This window comes from Pseudohongiella nitratireducens (genome assembly GCF_001642735.1).
GTDB lineage: Bacteria > Pseudomonadota > Gammaproteobacteria > Pseudomonadales > Pseudohongiellaceae > Pseudohongiella > Pseudohongiella nitratireducens.
Map to the genome: position 1 here is coordinate 132,130 of NZ_LWHM01000001.1, position 18,247 is coordinate 150,376.

Consider the following 18,247-nt stretch of genomic DNA (forward strand, 5'->3'; position numbering starts at 1 on the left):
GTATCTGTTTGTTATCTATAAATTATACGAAGCCGGTCACAATTTATCTTGGCATAGCGTCTCAATGTTTTGACTTTGCGTCTCAATTCGCCAAATGCGACAGAATGTGGCAAAAAGCCAAATGACTTGGCCACGGCTGACAGGCCAGCTACAATCAGATCCATGAATATATTGATTTCAAAACAAAGCATTCGAGTGTCCAGTGCCCTGGTGGTAACTGGTCTTCTGACCTTGGCCAGTTCACTGGCATTCAGCCAACCCATCGCACCTGATGGCGCCACAGAGGCGCCTGCCGCCCAGGCGGCACCACAGCTGCCGTCTCTGGCGTCTCCCGAAGATAGTCAGGCTGATTCTGGTGCAGCGGGGAGTGAGGACTCACAAGCTGCCGATGACAACGCCTACGACATCCAGGAAGGCCTGCAAGCCTTTGAGGAGCAGGACTACGAAGGCGCACTGGCCAATTTCACTGACGGCGCCATGAAAGGCCATGCGCTGGCCCAGTTCAATCTGGCGCTGATGTATCACAATGGCATCGGTACCGAAGCTGACTATGAACGCGCCATGCAGCTCTATGCACTGGCAGCCCAGCAAGGTATGACCTCAGCGCAGTTCAACCTGGCATTGATGTATGACCGTGGCGAAGGCGTTGAGCGGGACTTTGACGAAGCCTACTACTGGTACATGCAGGCAGCCGAACAAGGCGATGCCAGTGGTCAGTACGCCATTGGCACCATGAACTTCTATGGCCAGGGCCGCCCGACAGATTACGAAGAAGCCATTCGCTGGTATCAGGAGGCCGCCCGACAGGGTCATCGAGATGCCCAGTACAATCTGGGCGTCATGCACTTGAGCGGGATGGGGACCGAAGAAGACCCCGTCGTTGCACTGACCTGGTTTACCATGGCTGCTGATAACGGCAGTGCGGATGCGCAATATAACGCGGCATTAATGTACGCCGCTGGCAGCGGTACAGAGCAGGATCTAGACAAAGCTGTTGGCTATCTCGAGCGTGCTGGTGAGCAGGGACTGCGCGATGCCCAGACACGCCTGGGTATGCTTTATGTGTCAACCAACACAGCAGACTTTCCGCGCGACTATGAAAAAGGGCGCCACTGGTTCAATGAATCAGCTCATCAGGGTGATCCACTGGGCCAGTTTTACCTGGGTCGCATTTATGCCGAAGGTCTGGGTGTTGAGCAAAGCGACAAGATCGGCCACATGTGGTACGAAATCGCCATGCGCTTTGGTCATGAGGCCGGGCGCGAGTATATGCTGGATTTGCGCAGTCGCATGACCAGCACTGAGGTCGAAGAAGCTGAGGTGATGGCCCTGCGCTGGATGATCGCCTATGCCGTGAGAAACCCTGGTGAGTTACAGCTACGCCAGGAGACCCAGGACGGTCGGCCACAAGGCGCCCCGCAAGATAATGGGCAAGGCAGCGGTGCTCCACAACCAGGCAACGCCCCGGGCAACAACGGCGACAATCCACAGGGACAACCACAACTACCCTCTCCAGTCATTGATCAGCCGCGCACCGCATCCTGATCAGCCATAACCGTTGCGGCCTGCTTCCGAATTCTCCTGACTGCGTGTAGAGTGAAGACTCTAAAATAACAACGCAGTCAGGAGACTTTGCATGTCCAGCATGTTTCGTTCACCCCGCTCTTTTTCCTTAGCTTCAGGCCACTTCCCACGACTCGGCGCCACCGCCCTCCTCTGTGCACTGCTGACACTTGCTGCCTGCAGTGGGAATAATGTTTCTTCAATAGACAGCATTCTTAATGGCGAACATCGCTCTGCGGTCAACAAGGCTCGTGATGCTTATCGTCATCCGGCGGAAACGCTGGCCTTCTTTGACATTGCTCCTGATGACGTAGTCATCGAAATCTTCCCTGGCGGTGGCTGGTATACCGAAATTCTTGCCCCGTATTTACGTGATGAAGGCAAGCTGATTGCAGCGGGCTACCCGCGCGACCCCTCGCAAGCCTCTGACATGATGATGAACATGAATCGCAGCTACGCAGATATGCTGGCCTCCTACCCGGATGTCTACGATCAGGTAGAAGTGGTTGATTTGCATCCCCGACAACGCTCCACCCTGGCAGCGCCAGGTACCGTGGATGTCGTGCTGGATTTCCGCAATGCTCACAACTGGATGAACTGGGGCGCTGAAAACATGCTCTCTGCCTGGCATGAAGCACTCAAGCCCGGCGGTATTGTCGGTATTGTTGACCATCGCATGGACGCAGATCGTGAGTCGGGCAATGGTTATATTCACGAACAATCACTGATTGATGTGATGGAAATCAACGGATTTGAATTTGTCGCCTCAAGCGAAGTTAATGCCAATCCGAATGACACCAAAGATCATCCCGGGGGTGTCTGGAACCTGCCGCCCAATCTGCGCGGGGTTCCGGAAGATGAACAGCAACACTACCTGACTATTGGCGAAAGTGATCGGCTGACCATGTTGTTTCGCAAGGCACAATAAGTTACAAAGAACGATCAGATAATAATCACAATGGAGACACGAACCATGCCTGCAAACCTCCAAGTCACCTCTCCCTCTGGCCGGCAGAAAAGTCATCACTGGCTCATCGCTCTAGTGCTATGGCCAATGCTAATGGTCAGTGCATTAAGTTACGCACAGTCCCGCGAAACCGTCATGGTACCCATGCGGGACGGCGTGAACCTGGCAACCAACATTTACCTGCCAGCCGGCGAGGGCCCCTGGCCAGTCGTGCTCACACGTACACCCTATGACAAGGATGGCCTGGACAACCGAGCCGACAACTATCATGAGCGTGGTTACGCGCTGGTTTCCCAGGACGTACGAGGACGCAATGATTCGGAAGGCGAAAACCGTCCCTTTGAAAATGACATGGAAGATGGCTACGACACTGTTGAGTGGATAGCCGAACAGGACTTCAGTAACGGGAAAATTGGTATATTCGGCACTTCAGCGCCTGGCATTACCTCGAACCTGGCCGCAGCCGCCGCACCACCTCACCTGACAGCCGCCTATGTCACAGTTGCCCCCGACAGCCTGTTCTACCGATCTCGGTTCATTGGTGGCGTATTCAAAGAAAGCCATTCCGGGGGCTGGTTGCGCGGTCAAGGGGTTAGCGAGGAAGATATTGATGCTTACCGGGCTCGTGCCGTACTGGACGATCAGTGGAAGAACACTGACTTTCTGTTCTACCGTCAAAACGTGGAAATCCCAGTATACAACGTTGGCGGCTGGCACGACATTTATGCCGAGGGGTCACTATCCAACTACCTGTATCTGCAGAAAGAAGGCAATCCGGCAGCCCGCGGCAAACAAAAACTGTTTATGGGAGCCTTTGGTCACGGCACATTGCAAGGCGACTTGACCTACCCTGGCGGCGGCCTGATCAGCGGTGACCAGGAAGAACAGTTCCGCTGGTGGGATTACTGGCTCAAAGGCATCGATAACGGCATTATGGATGAACCACCGGTTCACTTTTACATGATGGCGTCTGCCCGCAAAGGCAATGTCTCAGACAAGAATCGCGTCATAGCCAGCGACCACTGGCCGTTAAACCAGTCGCTGACGCGCTACTACCTGCAACCGGACATGCGCTTGCGTACCACTCCTCCCGTTAAGCCCGAACACGCGATCACTTACACCTTTGATCCCGAGAACCCTGTTCCAACAGTGGGTGGACAGAACCTGGGACAGGATGTCGGACCACGGGATCAGCGCGAGATTGGCGAGCGCGATGACTACCTGCGATTTGAGAGCATGACACTGACTGAAGACGTTGTGGTGGCAGGTCACATTGATATGGAGCTGTATGTCTCATCTGATGCCCCGGATACCGACTTTATGGTCAAGCTGGTCGACATTTACCCGGACGGGTATGAAGCACTGATTCTGGATTATCCGCTTCGGGCCCGATTCAGGAACGGCCAGGAAGCTGGCAACGAGGCTATGCTCGTACCCGGCGAGACCTACAAGTTAAATATTAATATGTGGAGTACAGCGCAAACGTTCGAGGCAGGGCACAAGATTGGCGTGCATATCACTTCCAGCAATTATCCGCGCTTTGCCGTCAACCCGAACAATGGGACAGCGCTGGACGATAGCCGCACCCCTGCTGTTGAAGCCCGCAACACTATCCACCTGGACAGTGATCACCCTTCAGCCATCATCCTGCCGGTGGTAACCGAGACGCTTGATTGACCGTCCCTCTGTCTGATGACACAGCCAGCCATTCAGGCTGGCTGTGTCATTTCCTTAAACAGCTCAAAGTAAGTGGGAAACGTTTTCGCCGTACAACCTGGATCATTAATGGTGATCGGGCTGTTACCAAACGCCGCCAGCGAGAAACACATCGCCATTCGGTGATCATCGTAGGTATCAATAGCCGCCGATTGAATCTCGCTCGGGGGCTCAATGCGAATATAATCCTCACCTTCTTCAACGGTTGCCCCTACCTTGCGCAACTCAGTCGCCATGGCTGACAGACGATCTGTCTCTTTCACTCGCCAGTTATAGACATTGCGAATACAGGTCGGACCCTCGGCAAATAGCGCTGTGGTAGCGATGGTCATGGCCGCATCAGGGATGTGGTTCAAGTCAATGTCTATCCCGTTGAGAACTGAATCAGCCTGTCGTTCCACTTCTATCCAGTCTCCACCCCAGCGTATCTCTGCTCCCATTTTGGCAAGCACATCAGCAAACTTCGCATCGCCCTGGACACTGTGGCTGCCGGCGCCATAAACCCGAACCGGCCCACCGGCAATGGCAGCCGCCGCCAGAAAGTAGGATGCAGACGAAGCATCACCCTCTACCATAATCTGTGCCGGCGACTCGTATGACTGGCCACCTTTAATGTGAAAAGACTGATAATCATTATTCTCAACCCTCACCCCGAAGCGGCTCATCACATCCAGGGTAATATCAATGTAGGGCTTGGAAACCAGTTCTCCTTCCACATTGATTACGACGTCACCCTGGCAAAGTGGAGCGGCCATCAACATGGCAGTCAGAAACTGGCTTGATACGTTCCCCCGAATGCTGACCTGACCACCTCGAAGCGCATGACCATTAATATGTAAAGGCGGGAATCCTTCATCACCCAGGTATTCAATGTCAGCGCCACACTGGCGTAGTGCATCAACCAGGTCACCGATGGGACGTTCATACATGCGCGGTTCACCGGTCAGCTCAAACTGGCCAGTCGAGGCACATAGCGCTGCAGTCAGGGGACGCATCGCTGTGCCGGCATTACCGAGAAACAAAGCTTCCAGCTGAGAAGTATCCGGCAACTGAAAGGCACCACCAATCCCCTGTACCAGGCACTGTTGGCGATCCTCTGAAAGTTCCAGCTCAACGCCCAGCGCGGTCAGTGCCGTCAACATATGCCGAACATCATCGCTGTCCAGCAGATTAGTAATTTTGGTGGTGCCACGGGCAAGCGCGGCCAGCAATAGAATACGATTGGACAGGCTCTTGGAGCCAGGCAGAGTAATCTGCCCTCTCGCCGAACTGACAGGCTGAAGGGTCAACGTTTGCATGCGGAAATCCTTGGCGCAGATGGAGGGCCTGCGCAGGTATGTGCGCAGGCCGTTCTAAAGATATTATAGCGAATACTAAGCCTTCTTGCTCTAACAGGACAGCGGCTACCGGAAGGGGCAAGCGAAAGGCAGAAATATTTCATTTTACTATTGCAAATAGTAATTATTATCATTACTATTAACATCAATGCAGCAGAGGTAGTGAGTGAATCGCTAAATACTTCGTTTTTGTGAGCATTTTCCCCTATAACACCCGGGTTGGTTTGTCGTCTCCGGCCCGGGTGTTTCTTTTTCTCAGTGCCATGTCGTGCCCCCCCTAGTGAGCCAGGCAACTATATAGCAGAGTCAGACAGCTATGACCTCAGCTTCAGGAGCAGTCTCAGGGAATTTCGCCGACCAGACTCGCTCATGAATAAAAAAAACAACAGTGTTTATCGCTGGCTCTACTAATGCGACGGCACCACCGATCAACCAGCTACCTGTCATCACCCAGGCCACTGTAAAAGCTGTTAAGAAATGTAATACCGCAAAGCTTGCCGTTTTCTGAATCTGTTTCATTACCACACCCTCTTTCCGCATCATTAGATGCTTTACATCATGTAAGGCATTCATTGAGCACTATGCTAATGCGCAGGAATGATAAAGAATATTTCTTAATTTCTATGCCAATGATAACCATTATCAATAATGCAAAGAACGGAGATACCTCTCATCAGAAAACCTAAGGCAATAAAAAACCCGCTCTGACTTCAGTCAGAGCGGGTTTTGATTCAGTGCAGCTATTACACTGCCTGACAGGCGTATCTGGCTCTTAGTGAGCCGGGCCACCCATGTCTACCGGACCGTGCAGCGACAGCGCAGTCAGCGTACCGCCTGTTTGCAGAACAACATACTGAACACCTTCGTGCTGGAAGTTCATCATGCCGTAACGGCTGTTGGCAGGTACTGCCACTTTACCAATCTGCTCACCGGTTTCTTTGTTAACAGCGAACAGAGTCGGCGTGCCATCACTTTGCTGGCTGGCGTACATCAGCATGGTTGCAGTCACAGTCATTGGAGCCACTGTGCCAGAACCTGTGTTGCCAACGTCAATACCTTCCAGTGCAGGATGGTTTTTCACGCGATCAGGTGTTTCACCCACAGGGATGAACCATTTGTGATCACCTGTGTTCAGGTCGATCGCCGTGATGCGGCTATATGGTGGCTTGTACAGAGGCAGACCCTGAGGACCACGCAGCAACGCTGAGCGCAGAGACGCGTAACGTGCGAACGTTGTACCTGTAGGCAGCTCGATCATGGCATCACGCTCTTCAGCTGGTGCCACAATACGGTTTGTGCAGTTCTTGCGAGACGTTACAAACAGTGTGCCTGAAGTCGGATCAGCAGCCGCTGGTCCGTCAATGTTTACACCGCCGATGTCACCTGGGCACCACAGTGCAGCCACATAACCTTCATCATTATCACGATGCAGAGGTGGGTTGAACAGTGGACCAATTTTGAAGTTGGAAATCGCTTCAATGGCCTGCTCGCGCAGCTCTGGTGTGAAATCGATCAGGTCGTCGTGTGTCAGACCCTGCATGTCATAGGCTTCTGGCTTGGTCGGGAACGGCTGAGTTTCCGACAGGATTTCACCAGGCACTGTTGACTGAGGTACTGGACGCTCTTCGATGGGCCATAGTGGCTCACCTGTTTCACGGTTGAAGACATACGTGAATGCCTGCTTGGTGACCTGAGCAACAACTGGCGTTTCAACACCTTCGTGCATCACGTCCAGCAGAACAGGTGCAGTTGGTGTATCGAAGTTCCAGATGTCCTTGTGGACCAGCTGGAAGTGCCATTGACGCTCACCTGTGGACGCATCCAGTGCAATCAGACTGGAACCGTACAGGTTGTCGCCCTGAGTGTGACCACGGTAGAAGTCGATCGTGGCGCTGTTGGTGTTGATGTACACCATGTCACGTTCCGGATCGGCTGCCATTGGCGCCCAGGAAGAGTTCTCACCCGTGTAGGCACGAGGATCTTCCAACTGGTTGCCATCACCGTCTTGCCACGTATCCCAGCCGAACTCGCCTTTGTCAGGAATGATGTTGAACGTCCACTTGTGCTCACCGGATGTCTTGTCGATACCCAGGATATCACCAGGAATGTTCTCGATACGGGTCTGGTTGTAGCCCTGCTCAGCAGAGTTACCAACTACAACCGTATCGTTAACCACGATGGGTGGAGAAGAGCTGGTGATGTAACCTTCTTCCAGCGGGATGCCGTAGTAGGGATCAAACTCGTAACCATTGTGCTCGGCAATGATCTTCTGCAGATCGACAACACCGGTATTCGGGAAGCCTTCTACACCGATCTCATGACCGAAATCTTCCAGAGGAGCGCCTGTTTTGGCGTCCAGTGCAGTCAGGAAGAAGCCAGGGCTGACGATGTAGATCACACCGCGGCCGTCTACTTCACTGTAAGCAACACCCTTGCCGTAGTCCTTACGCATGGAATATTCATAACGGAAGGTGTGTGGCTCGCGATAGGACCAGATTGTCTCACCCGTCTGTGGCTCAATCGCTACCACGTGACGTCGGTCACCAGCTACCGTGTACAGGATGCCATCGATGTAGCTGGGGGTTGCCCGGCCGCTGCTGGCGTTAAAGCTGGAACCGTCCCATACCCAGGCGGTTTCCAGATTTTCAAAGTTATCAGCGTTGATTTCGCTGGCAGGGATGTAACGGGTGTGTGCGTAATCCGAACCAAGCGTCAGCCAGTCAATGGATTCCTGTGCAGACACCAGTGCAGGCGTTGCCATCGCCATACCGACAACCGCAGCGGCGACGCCACGAACTGCCGACATACGACGCAAGCCGTCTGCCAAATGTTTACTTTTTATCTTCACTTGCACTCTCCTCATCAAGCCGGATTCTTAGTTCTGGCTTTGTGGTTTTCTTGTTCCTCGTAGAGCGGAGCCTTCACGCTGGCACCGGGTGCAATCACCCGGATACCCCGATCTTGATCAATCTCAGGATGTATACTACCTGCTGAACCTGCCTAAACAGATTCACGGAAGGAACCCAGAGAATACCGCAGACGCCTTAGTAAAGTCCACAGGCCACCCCCTGCCTATTTTGTGTCAGTTTTAAACAGCAGATTGGCACTGCCGTCACATTCCTTTTCTGATATTTTATGCACCAGAGTGTCCCGACTTAATCCCGACTTATTTAGATACAGGCATGTTTGTATATGAGCGATGAATCCCCCTCAGATGTTCGTCTGAAACTTCGCAATCTCACGCTGGAAGACTACCCCCAACTTGCTCGCCTGATGGAGACCATTTACCCCGATATTGGCGGCGCCTGGCCAGCTACCTCGATCAAACGGTTGATACAGGAATTCCCGGAAGGTCAGGTAGTTATCGAAGACTCAGGGCACCTGATTGCCGCCGCGCTGACCATTCAGTGCAACTATGACCGCTTCAGCCGCCAGCACACCTACGACGACCTGATTGGCCGCCGGGAACAGATGAAGCACGACCCCGAAGGTGACGCTCTGTATGGCATGGACCTGTTCGTTGACCCTGAGTATCGTGACCTGCGTCTGGGCAGACGCCTGTATGACGCCCGCAAGGAAATTTGCCGAAACCTGAATATGCGCGCCATCCTGGCCGGTGGACGCATCACTAACTATCACAAGTATGCTGACGATATTTCGCCGACTGACTACATCGCTGCGGTAGACCGAAAGGATATTCACGACCCTATCCTGAGCTTCCAGCTGGCTAATGACTTTGAGGTCAAACGGCTGCTGAAAGACTACAACCCTCAGGATGAAAAATCCCAGGGGTACGCCACCTTGCTGGAATGGAACAATATTCTCTATGAGCCGGATTGGGATGATCTGAGCCAGCACCGCAAATCCGTAGTCCGGGTAGGCATCCTGCAGTGGCAGATGCGCCTGAGCAAATCGTTCGAAGACTGGCTGTCGCACGTTGAGTACTTCGTCGATACCTTTGCTGATTATCAGGCTGACTTTGTGCTTTTCCCGGAATTTTTCAATGCTCCGCTCATGGGCCTTGGCGATCAGGGCAATCAGTTTGAAGCGATTCGCTTCCTGTCGACATTTGCCGAACGCACTATAGAATCTCTGTCAGAGTTTGCCATCACATACAACATCAACATCATTGCCGGTTCAATCCCGGTTACCGAAGGTGAACTCTTACTGAACCGGGCTTATCTTTGCCGCCGCGATGGCACCGTGGACTACCAGGACAAACTGCATATCACCCCACACGAACGTCGTGACTGGGTGATTGATGGCGGTGACAAACTTAAGGTGTTTGAAACCGATGCGGGGCGCATCGGTATCCTGATCTGCTATGATGTGGAATTCCCGGAACTTTCCCGACTGCTGGCCCGCCAGGGCATGGACATTTTGTTTGTGCCTTTCTGGACAGACACCAAAAACGGTTTCCTGCGCGTGCAACGCTGCGCTCAGGCACGAGCGATCGAAAACGAATGCTATGTCGCCATCGGCGGGAGTGTCGGCAACCTGCCCCAGGTTCACAATGTCGACATTCAGTATGCAGAATCGGCGGTGTATTCACCGTCAGACATCATGTTTCCACACGACGCGGTGATTACTGAAAGCACGCCCAATACAGAGATGGCCCTGGTCGCCGACCTCGATCTCGACAAGCTTGCCCAGCTACGCCACGAAGGTTCGGTCACCAACGCCAAAGATCAGCGGCTGGATCTGTACGAAGTAAAATGGATGGGCAAATCCTGACTTGAACTCAGTTGCCAGCCGCTTCGGCTGGCAACTCGTCAATCTGCTCGATCAACATGGTGTACTCACCGGCCTCGCCTGGCGCAAAGGTATTAATATAAACCGAGTAAAAAGGGTATTCCGCCGTCATGGAGACCCGTGCGTCAGAGTTGCCTTCCTCAAAATTGTCGTTTTCATATTGCAGCAGTACATCCTGACAAAACCCGGCCCCAACCAGCAGGTAAGCGTTAAAGTCGTCTGAACGCAGCGTAAACTGGTAAGACTCTCCTTCAGTGGCTTCAAACTGATAACAGTCCGCGTAGGTACCGTCTCCCATCTGCGGATGGCTCGTTACCAGTTCGCCCTCATGCAATTCATTCAATGGCAAGCCGGTACCGCTGAAATTGACACCAGGCGCTGCCGGGACGGTTTCCACATCCTCCTGCAACTCCATTGGTGTTGGCGTATCACCTTGACTGGCCTCATCAGATACAGGCGCCACCTGGGCGCTCACCGCAGATGAGAAAACATACCCGATCAGACTGCCAAGAAACCCTACTTTCATCACTTTCATACACACACTTCACTTCGCTGGTTTTAACCGATGACAGAGCATAGCACGGTGCTACAGGCAGCAATCAAGAAGGAGACTGTTGGCCCCGGGGCTGATCTGACAACCTCCTGTGCTGACTTATTCTTTGCAACAGCAATTTTAGCCGACAAATCAGCCACTGAACGTAGTATCATGCGCGCATGAATCCTGCCAACACATATACCTTTTTCTCCACCTGCGCAAAGAGCCTGGAACCATTACTGGCCAGCGAGCTGGAGCAGTTTGCAGCTGAAGACATCAGACCAACCGTTGCCGGTGTCTACTTCAGCGGAACCCTGGACGCTGCTTACCGCGTCACCATGTACTCAAGAATTGCTAACCGGGTCATCGCCACACTGGCGGAGGCCCCGGTCAGTGACGCTGACAACCTCTATGACGCTACGCTGGCTATCCAGTGGACCGATCATATGGAGCCAGGCGCCCGTTTCGCCGTCAGCGCTGCGGGTACAACGCCAGCTCTGCGCCATACCCGGTTTGTCGCCCAACGCGTCAAAGATGCCATTGTTGACCAGTTTACCGAAGCTGGCTTAACCCGACCTGAAGTGGAAACGCAAAATCCCCCCCTTCGCGTGCATGCCGTGCTAAAAAAAGGTCGAGTACTGCTTGGCGTAGAATTGACACGAAGCTCACTGCACCGTCGTGGTTACCGCCTTGAGCAAGGCGATGCACCGATGAAGGAAACGCTGGCCGCCGCCATATTGATTCGCTCGGGATGGCCCGAACTCAGCAAACAACCCGGTGTCCGCATTTTCGACCCTATGTGCGGTGCTGGTACCCTGATCATCGAAGCATTGCTGATGGCAATGGATGTCGCTCCCGGCCTGATCCGGGTTGGCGGCCTGTCTACCTGGAAGCTTCACAATCACGAGATAGAATCCAGCATCCGCGCCCAGGCCGAGGTTCGCCGGGAAGCGGGGCGCAATTGGGACGGTCAGGCATACGGCAGTGACCAGGATTTACGCGTCATCGGCATGGCTCGCCGCAATGCCGAGCGTGCCGACGTCTGGGATCAGATCGAGTTCAGTTCTGACGCCATTGACGAGATACCACAAGACCGTAAAGCGGAGTTAGTCGTTACTAACCCACCCTACGCACAGCGCCTGGGTGAAGAAGAAGAGGTAATGGCGCTATACAACCGCCTTGGTCAGGTCATTCAACGCACAGCGCTTGGACAGCAGGCCGCCGTTTTTACAGCTCGCCCGGAATGGGGCAAATTGCTGGGACTGCACAGCCATAAACAATACGCCATGTTCAATGGCCCGCTGCCTGCTCGCCTGTTGCTCTTCAATGTCAGCGAAGACAGCATATACAAACAACAACGTAATGCCGCTGACCAGGGCAAAATCGTCCCCGCTCAGGCGTTGGATGAGCAGGGTCAGATGTTTTATAACCGCTTGCGCAAGAACATCAAAAACATTGGCAAATGGGCTCGTCAGCAAAAAATTACCTGCTACCGGCTCTACGATGCCGACATCCCTGAATTTTCTTTTGCACTGGATATCTATACGGACATCAAAGGCAAAGTCAGTGTGCACTTGCAGGAATACGCCCCGCCGGCTACCGTTAACGCGGCCGATGCTGCGATACGCCGGCGACAGGCATTACTCGCCACAGAACAGGCACTGGAAATACCTGCGACTGACATCAGCCTGAAAGTTCGGGAGAGACAAAAAGGCAGCAACCAGTACCAGCCCCAGGAACAGTCAGGCTCAGACCTGATTGTCGATGAATACGGTGCACAGCTATATGTCAATCTGCACCAATACCTGGATACCGGCCTGTTCCTGGATCATCGCCCATTGAGGCGACTGGTCCGCAAACTGGCCAAAGACAAGTCGTTACTCAACCTGTTTTGCTACACCGGGTCAGTCACGATACAGGCGGCACTAGGCGGTGCCAGCCGCTCAGTCAGCGTCGACCTGTCCAAGAAATACCTGTACTGGGCTGGCAGAAACCTGGCATTAAACAACCTGTCTTTAAAGCAGCATCAATTGGTGGAAGCTGATTGCCAGCAGTGGCTGAAGACCTGTAAGGATCGCTTTGACATCATTTTCCTGGACCCACCCACGTTCTCGAACTCAAAGCGGACAGAGCACGACCTGGATATCCAGCGTGACCACGTCAGCCTGATCGAGACCTGCATGGGATTACTGAGAGAGGGCGGTCTGCTGATCTTCTCAAACAATATGCGGAAGTTCCGTCTCGACCCCCAGGTCCAAGAGACCTGGAATGTCGAAGACTACAGCCGACCCAGCATCGACAAGGATTTTCAGCGCAACCCGAAAATTCACCGAGCCTGGTTAATTCGCGCTTCCTGAGCCGTTTGTTCGGCCATTAACCGCTCTTCTTCATAGTCCTTCTGTAGGCTTTGTTTCATGGCCCAGGCCATGAAAACCAGCAACACACAAAACGGAAAGCCCAGCGCTGTAATGACATTTTGCAGCGCTGGCAGCCCACCGCCAAGCATCAATGTTCCAGCCACCGCCCCCAGCATAAACGTCCAGAATATGCGCTGCCCGGTTTTACTGACCTGCAGGTTGCTGCGCGAAAGCTGATCAACCACCAACGCAGCGGAATCCGCCGAGGTTGTCAGAAAGATGATGATAACGATCAAGCCCAGCAGCGACATAAAGATCGCCATGGGGTAATGGGACAGAAACTCAAACAACGCTATCGACACATCTGCCTGAACCTGCGTGACAAGATCTACCCCCTGATTCAACTCCAGATCCATGGCAGCCAGCCCAAACACGGTAAACCAGACCAGTGAGAACAGGGATGGCGCGCCTAGTGAACCAATGACAAACTGCCTAATTGTCCGCCCCCGGGAAATTCTGGCGATAAAGATACCGACATAAGGCGCCCAGGCAATCGTCCAGGCCCAGTAAAATACTGTCCAGCTTTGTTGCCAGCTGGTTCCCTGATATGCCTCAGTCCAGAATGCCATCCACGGCAGATTTTGCATGTAATTACCAAAGTTCTGCACGATACCCGAGGTAATGAACAGGGTTGGCCCACAAACCCAGATAAAGAGCATGACAAACAAAGCAATACCGATATTAAACTCGGAAAGTCGTTTGATCCCTTTATCCAGCCCAAGTGCGACTGAAATTGTGGCAATGATAGTAATAACGGCAATGATCACAATCTGGGATGTTGATCCTACAGGCACGCCCAATACATGATTCAAACCACTATTGAGCTGCAAGGTGCCCAGTCCAACAGAAACCGCAACACCAAACAGGGTGCCCACCAGAGCAATGACATCAATGACCCAACCAATGGGGCCAAATACCCGATCACCCAAGACACCGTAAAAAATACTACTGATGCGCATGGGTAAATTTTTGCGGTAAGTAAAATAGGAAATGGCCAACGCCGGTAATGTGAAAATGGTCCAGGTATGCAAGGCGAAGTGATATAGCGCGATATTCATCGCATGTTTGGCAGCATCAATCGTTTGAGGCTCAATACCTTCCAGCGGAGGATTAGCAAAATGGGACAGCGGTTCTGCCACCCCCCAAAACATCAGAATAGTACCGATACCTGCGGCAAATAACATGGCAAACCAGGTCGTGGCACTATATTCGGGCTTTTCCTCATCTCGCCCCAATTTCATGCCGCCAAAGCGACTGAGTGCCACCCAAACCAGAAAAATCAGCAGCCCCGATACGGTAGCCACATAAAACCAACCAAAGTAACGAAACGTGAATCCGCCAATCGCACCAAAAAAGTCAGCGAACTGTTCATGAAACGGAATGGCCGCACAAACAAACAGAATGACAAAAATCGCTGCTGAGAAAAAAATCTGCGGAATCGCACTCAGATTCAGCTTCTCACCCAGACGTTCAAACATAAGCCCCCCAATTTTTGTTGTTTTAGACCAGCTCTGCCAGCAAGCTCTTGTCAAATGACTTCAGTTTGTCCTGATCACCCGATGCTACTGTTTGCAGCCAGTCTGGATTGGCTATCAACGCCCGCCCAACGGCCACAAGATCGAACTCATCAGCAGCCAAACGGTTGATCAGGTCATTAATATCAGCTGACTCTGCCGAACCACCCTGGAAAGTAGAAATAAATTCTTCATTTAGACTGACACTTCCTACTGTAATAACAGGCTTACCCAAAAGTTTTCGTGTCCACCCTGCCAAATTCAGCTCAGAACCTTCAAACTCTGGCTCCCAGAACCGACGTGTACTGCAGTGAAAAATATCGACACCTGCTTCTGATATAGGGTACAGCACATCAAAAAGCTCTTCTGGAGACTGGGCCAGCTTTGCCTTGTAATCCTGTTGTTTCCACTGGGAAAAGCGGAAAATAATCGGAAAGTCCTCACCGACTTCAGCACGGATGGCCGCCACGATATCAGCCGCAAACGTGCTTCTTCCTGCCATAGAACCACCATACCGATCATCCCGGTGATTAAGCCCTTCCCAGAGGAAATCATCAACCAGATAACCATGGGCTCCGTGTACTTCCACCGCATCAAAGCCTATTGCTTTCGCCTTCCCTGCAGCTGTCGCAAAAGCGCGAACGATACTATCAATTTCATCGGCACTTAATGGCTCGCCAACTTTTTTATCAGGTAATGCATAACCGGAAGGGGTCGCCGATGGGTATTCCGGGTTCGGCCCGGTGCCTGGCTTACGGGCACAACCTACATGCCATAGCTGTGGGGCAATCTTGCCGCCAGCTTCATGAACCGCATCCACTACCTTTTTCCACCCGGCCAGGGCTTCTTCACTATGAAAATTGGGGATTTTGTCGTCAAATGAGGCCGCAGGGTGATCGACTGTGGTGCCTTCGGTAATGATTAAACCCACATCACCTTCAGCCCGGCGCCGATAATAATCAACTACCAACTGATTTGGCACACCACCCGGCGAAAACTGACGCGTCATAGGCGCCATGACAAGACGGTTTTTCAGGGATAATTTAGTGGATTCGAAAGGTTTGAGCATTGCGTCCATGGCTGGGACTTGCGTCATGACTGGTTTCCTTGTTGTTCACGTTGCACTATGACAACCCAAAGGGTAACCGCCATGAATGGCGGTTATAAAAAAGGCTGCTCCTGTACAGAAGCAGCCTCTTTTTTACTGCTAGAGGGGACTGATTTCAAGTCATAATCGACGAATCAGTCCTTACCCCAGTTTACTCAGGGACATCGGTATATGAGAAGTAACCGATGAACATTTCTTCCCAACTTTGCAAACCACCCATGGCTGTCACGGTTGGATCCGGCACGCCCAGGTTGTACTCAGAGTTGTCGAACAGACCTTCAACAACTACGCGTGAGCCGGCTGGCAACATAATAGGCTCATCCATTTGATAAGTTGGCTGCCAGGCAAAGTTGTAGTTAGGGACATTAATAATGTCTTCTGTTGTGTTATCCGGATAGATAACGCGTGCTGCCATCGCCTTACCGCGATAGTGCATGTGCGCTCGGAAGCCGTACAGCATAATATCCTCTTCAAACACATGCGTTGCAGCCATTTCATGATTCATGGCGCCCGCAGGAATCTGGATATTCTCTGTTCGGTTACCCGGAGACACTGAGTGTGTGTGATACTCCAGAGCAGACTCAGCATCAGCTTCGTCGTGGAACCACAGACCCACTTTCGTGTTGTCGACAGTTTCCTGACCGAATGAAGTGTAGTGGATGCTCATGCGCAGTGCAGAGTCCACAGGCACTTTGATACCTGTTCCTTCTGGATATTGAGTCGCATATTCCTTACCCGGCGCATAGCCTTCCAGGAACTCACGACGTGGGTCGTTTTCAGCCTCGTCCAGCATCCCTTCATGGGATTCCGGCTCATCAGCTACGACATAAGACAACAAGTGGTGTAATACTCGTTTGTCACCAGGGATAAATTGGACTGCCTTGACCCACTTCTCTTCTTCAAACTCAAGTGGGATAACAGAGTCGATGTAATCGATGACACCGGTCGCCGGTACAGTGAATGACGGAACATCCACTACATAATCAGGCGCGGTACCATCATAGGTCCACTCGCTATCCATTGGTTTGACTTCCGTCAGAGGGTCTACTCCCGCATTAGCAACCGATGCAAACGCAGCGGATGCAAACGCAGCGGATGCAAACAGCATGGCAGCAGTCAGACTCGTTTTTTTCATTTTCACTGCTCCTCTACTCCAGTACATATGGGTTCATACATTTAACGTCGATTTCAGACTAGATCAGATTAATCTGTCGCACAAGTACAGAGGCAGTGATTTTGCAACATTGTGTTACCTGCAAAAACGCCGCCCTGGCGTTTACATCCAGGGCGGCGCTACTTAACTGATATATATAGATATTTTATTCAGGCATATCGGTATATGAGAAATACCCGATAAACATCTCCTCCCAGCTCTGAGGGCCGCCTATGGCTGGCACCGTGGGGTCCGGATTACCTAAATTGTATTCAGAGTTGTCGAACAACCCCTCTACAACCACACGCGAACCGGCAGGCAGGGCAATTGGCTCATCAATACGGTATGTAGGCTGCCAGGCAAAATTGTAATTGGCAACGTTGATGATATCTTCGACGGAATTGTCCGGATAAATAACACGTGCACTCATGGACTTACCACGGTAGTGCATGTGTGCGCGGAAGCCATATAGCAGAATATCATCCTCAAACACGTGACTTGCCGCCATCTCATGATTCATTGCACCGGCAGGAATGTGCAAACGATCCTTGCCATTCGCTGAAACAGAGTAAGTGCGGAAATCCAGGCTAGGCTCCTCATCTTCCTCATAGAACCAGAGACCAACCTTGGTGTTGTCGACAGTTTCCTGGCCAAATGAGGTGTAATGGATACTCATACGTATCGCAGAATCAACTGGCACACGAAGGCCTGTCCCTTCCGGAAACTGCGTCGCATATTCCTTACCCGGCGCATAGCCTTCCAGGAATTCACGTCGCGGATCATTATCGGCCTCATCAATCACACCATCAGCTGCCGCTTCTTCAGCCACGACATAAGATAACAGGTGATGAAGCACGCGCTTGTCGCCCGGGATAAACTGTACAGCCTTGACCCATTTCTCCTCTTCAAATTCCAGCGGAATAACAGAGTCAATATAGTCAATGACACCTGTAGCGGGAACAGTAAAGCTGGGCACTTCGACAATGTGATCAGGCTGAGTGCCATTGTAGGTCCACTCACTCTGCGGGGGTTGGATCTCTGTCAGCGGGTCAACACCGGCAAGTGCCGCACCACTGACTGACATGGCCATAGCAGCCATTACAGCAGTCAAACTCTTTGATTTCATTATTATTTTCTCCTGAGTGTACAATCAGAAGCTGCACACAGACTGCCTTGCAGCTAAGC

The 18,247-nt window shown here is 52.3% G+C and carries 13 protein-coding genes; 5 read left to right on the forward strand and 8 right to left on the reverse strand.

Going from position 1 to position 18,247, the window contains the following annotated elements:
• Positions 1–162 precede the first annotated feature (162 nt).
• The 3 genes from PSCS_RS00615 (at position 163) to PSCS_RS00625 (ending at position 4,207) form a co-directional block, all read left to right on the forward strand.
• Complete coding sequence (locus tag PSCS_RS00615; RefSeq protein ID WP_068809853.1) at positions 163–1,545, forward strand: SEL1-like repeat protein; 1,383 nt, start codon at positions 163–165, stop codon at positions 1,543–1,545.
• 91 nt (positions 1,546–1,636) lie between these two features.
• The gene (locus tag PSCS_RS00620; RefSeq protein ID WP_082866699.1) at positions 1,637–2,491 is read left to right on the forward strand and encodes a class I SAM-dependent methyltransferase; all 855 of its coding nucleotides are present in this window, start codon (positions 1,637–1,639) and stop codon (positions 2,489–2,491) included.
• Between the two features lie 45 nt (positions 2,492–2,536).
• Entirely contained in the window at positions 2,537–4,207 is a 1,671-nt protein-coding gene (locus PSCS_RS00625; RefSeq protein ID WP_158662882.1) for a CocE/NonD family hydrolase, read from the forward strand.
• A 32-nt stretch (positions 4,208–4,239) separates the two neighbouring features.
• On the opposite strand, the gene aroA is transcribed toward PSCS_RS00625, so the two are convergent.
• The 3 genes from aroA to PSCS_RS00640 form a co-directional block, all read right to left on the reverse strand.
• Positions 4,240–5,544, reverse strand: a complete 1,305-nt coding sequence (gene aroA / locus PSCS_RS00630) for a 3-phosphoshikimate 1-carboxyvinyltransferase (RefSeq protein WP_068809855.1) — start codon at positions 5,542–5,544, stop codon at positions 4,240–4,242.
• 345 nt (positions 5,545–5,889) lie between these two features.
• Positions 5,890–6,102: a DUF2061 domain-containing protein gene (locus PSCS_RS00635; RefSeq protein WP_317621767.1), complete on the reverse strand. Its 213-nt coding sequence runs from the start codon at positions 6,100–6,102 to the stop codon at positions 5,890–5,892.
• A 253-nt stretch (positions 6,103–6,355) separates the two neighbouring features.
• Entirely contained in the window at positions 6,356–8,431 is a 2,076-nt protein-coding gene (locus PSCS_RS00640) for a PQQ-binding-like beta-propeller repeat protein (protein ID WP_068809856.1), read from the reverse strand.
• A 344-nt stretch (positions 8,432–8,775) separates the two neighbouring features.
• On the opposite strand from PSCS_RS00640, the gene PSCS_RS00645 reads away from it, so the two are divergent.
• Entirely contained in the window at positions 8,776–10,317 is a 1,542-nt protein-coding gene (locus tag PSCS_RS00645; RefSeq protein WP_068809857.1) for a bifunctional GNAT family N-acetyltransferase/carbon-nitrogen hydrolase family protein, read from the forward strand.
• Between the two features lie 7 nt (positions 10,318–10,324).
• Here the strand turns inward: PSCS_RS00645 and PSCS_RS00650 are convergent, their stop codons facing one another.
• Positions 10,325–10,870 carry a hypothetical protein gene (locus tag PSCS_RS00650; RefSeq protein ID WP_068809858.1) on the reverse strand — a complete coding sequence of 182 codons (546 nt, stop codon included), beginning with the start codon at positions 10,868–10,870 and terminating at the stop codon, positions 10,325–10,327.
• A gap of 179 nt (positions 10,871–11,049) precedes the next feature.
• Here PSCS_RS00650 and rlmKL point away from each other — a divergent pair, with 179 nt between their 5' ends.
• Positions 11,050–13,227, forward strand: coding sequence for a bifunctional 23S rRNA (guanine(2069)-N(7))-methyltransferase RlmK/23S rRNA (guanine(2445)-N(2))-methyltransferase RlmL (rlmKL, locus tag PSCS_RS00655; RefSeq protein ID WP_068809859.1), 2,178 nt, complete (start codon positions 11,050–11,052; stop codon positions 13,225–13,227).
• Here rlmKL and PSCS_RS00660 read toward each other — a convergent pair.
• The 4 genes from PSCS_RS00660 to PSCS_RS00675 form a co-directional block, all read right to left on the reverse strand.
• Positions 13,197–14,765, reverse strand: coding sequence for a BCCT family transporter (locus PSCS_RS00660; RefSeq protein WP_068809860.1), 1,569 nt, complete (start codon positions 14,763–14,765; stop codon positions 13,197–13,199). The two genes, rlmKL and PSCS_RS00660, sit on opposite strands and share 31 nt — an antisense overlap.
• A gap of 22 nt (positions 14,766–14,787) precedes the next feature.
• Entirely contained in the window at positions 14,788–15,897 is a 1,110-nt protein-coding gene (locus PSCS_RS00665) for an NADH:flavin oxidoreductase (protein WP_068809861.1), read from the reverse strand.
• A gap of 163 nt (positions 15,898–16,060) precedes the next feature.
• Positions 16,061–17,044 carry a monooxygenase gene (locus PSCS_RS00670; protein WP_068809862.1) on the reverse strand — a complete coding sequence of 328 codons (984 nt, stop codon included), beginning with the start codon at positions 17,042–17,044 and terminating at the stop codon, positions 16,061–16,063.
• A gap of 184 nt (positions 17,045–17,228) precedes the next feature.
• Positions 17,229–18,188: a monooxygenase gene (locus PSCS_RS00675; protein WP_068809863.1), complete on the reverse strand. Its 960-nt coding sequence runs from the start codon at positions 18,186–18,188 to the stop codon at positions 17,229–17,231.
• Positions 18,189–18,247: the final 59 nt, after the last annotated feature.